This is a genomic window from Eudoraea sp. (assembly GCF_049665975.1).
Lineage (GTDB): Bacteria > Bacteroidota > Bacteroidia > Flavobacteriales > Flavobacteriaceae > Eudoraea.
In genome coordinates, this window is sequence record NZ_JBATGR010000352.1 from 1 (window position 1) to 1,928 (window position 1,928).

A 1,928-nucleotide genomic window follows, 5' to 3' on the forward strand; every position below is an offset into this window, starting at 1 on the left:
ATATAAGCATAATTTGAATAATTCAAATTAAGGATGTGGAAGTAATTAAATGGTTGCTTTTGTTTAATATAAGATAATAGTAATATAACATTATATGTAAAACATTTTGTTGTTTTAAGTTTTGGAGCATAAAAAAACTGCCGCGAAATCGGCAGTTTAAAATGATTAACTTTTTATTCTGACAGAAGCTTAATTGGTCGTATCCGGAATCATTACTTTAGTAATAAGGTGCATGACGCCATTTGCAGCCTGTATATCAGCTACTGCTAAAACAATATCTGAATTTCCGGAACCATCTGTGATTGATATTATACCAAGCGATAATGAAAATGTAATATCGTCACCTTCCAGGGTTGCAGCGGTTGATGCATCTGTAATATCCTCGGAACGAAGATTGCCATTGCTAACATGATGCTGGAGCACCGCCGTTAACAAATCCTCTTCAATGTCGTCTACAGTGTTCCAATCCGGATTTGTTGCAAGCAGCTCATCAAATGCAATTTCGGCAGGGGCAAATACAGTAAATGGTCCTGTACCTGAAAGAAGCGCTTCAAAATCGGTAGCTGGGGTTGCAGTGGTTAAAGCCGTAGTCAACTGTTCAAAATTAATATCGTTAGTTATAAAAGTCATCAATGTCGGGAAATCTATAACCGTGTCAACAGTATGAACAACGCCATTTGATGCGAGTACATCCCCGTCGACTACGTTAGAAGCGCCATTAAATTCTATTGCAGCACCAGTGGCATCGAAATAAAGGGAGAGCTTTGTGCCATCGGTTGGCCCGTCTGCCAGGGTCTCTGAATAATTCCTGGCAAGAGTTTCAAAATTTGCTATATTTATTTGTGAACTTAATACATGATTAAGCAGTAATTGTTCTAAAACGGGAACAGGAACATCATTAATACTGGCAAAATTTCCGGTAGCTAAAAATAGGTCAAAGGCAGCATTTGTAGGCGCAAGAACCGTGAAAGGACCAGGGCCTTCAAGGGCAGTTACTAAATTTGTAATTTCCAGTGCCTCAACCAAAGTGGATAAATTTGGGTTAGCCATTGCAATTTCAACAATGTTTTCTCCCGATTGGGAACCGCCATTGTCATCATTATTGCAAGACATAACGGCCATGGCCAAAAGGGTTAAAATAAGGAAATGTTTAACAATTGGGTACTTTCTCATAATTCGTTTTTTTAAATGTTGTATAAAAATGCAATATTTTTTGGTATCATTTTTTATGACTAATTAACTTTAGGATAATTTTAATATTCAATTAAAATTAATATTTCGGACTATAAACCCGGCTGTTCTTCTCCAATTTATAGGGTACTGAATTTTGAAAATATACAAAAACATTGCTCTTATACTTAATATTGTAACGTTTTTGAAAATGAATTTAGTGCAGCACCTTTTTGTCTTAGCAAGAATAATAATCAAATTTTGTAATTTTGCTGCTCTTTAGCAAGTATGAAAAAAGTAGTTGTAGGACTTTCGGGAGGCGTAGACTCTAGTGTGGCAGCATATCTCTTAAAAGAACAGGGATATGATGTTATAGGCCTTTTTATGAAAAACTGGCATGATGATTCTGTGACCATTTCCAAAGAATGTCCATGGTTGGAAGATAGCAATGATGCATTGATTGTTGCTGAGAAATTAGGAATTCCTTTTCAAACGGTAGATTTGAGCAAAGAATACAAGGAACGTATTGTAGATTATATGTTTCGGGAGTATGAAAAAGGAAGAACCCCCAATCCTGATGTGTTATGCAATCGTGAAATTAAGTTTGATGTTTTCCTGAAGATTGCATTACAATTGGGAGCAGATTACGTGGCTACAGGACATTATTGCAGAAAAGGGGAAATTTTGAACGCTAATGGGTCTGCCACTTACAGACTATTAGCAGGGGTAGATGATAACAAAGATCAATCCTACTTTTT

Annotated in this window: 2 protein-coding genes; one reads left to right on the forward strand and one right to left on the reverse strand. The window is 36.3% G+C overall.

Features of this window, described 5'->3' with window-relative positions:
* Positions 1–189 precede the first annotated feature (189 nt).
* Positions 190–1,173: a fasciclin domain-containing protein gene (locus tag WBN20_RS12115; RefSeq protein WP_424270942.1), complete on the reverse strand. Its 984-nt coding sequence runs from the start codon at positions 1,171–1,173 to the stop codon at positions 190–192.
* Between the two features lie 285 nt (positions 1,174–1,458).
* Between WBN20_RS12115 and WBN20_RS12120 the strand changes: the two genes are divergently transcribed.
* Positions 1,459–1,928 (forward strand): asparagine synthase-related protein (locus WBN20_RS12120; protein ID WP_424281869.1); only part of this gene is annotated, 470 nt, incomplete at its 3' end.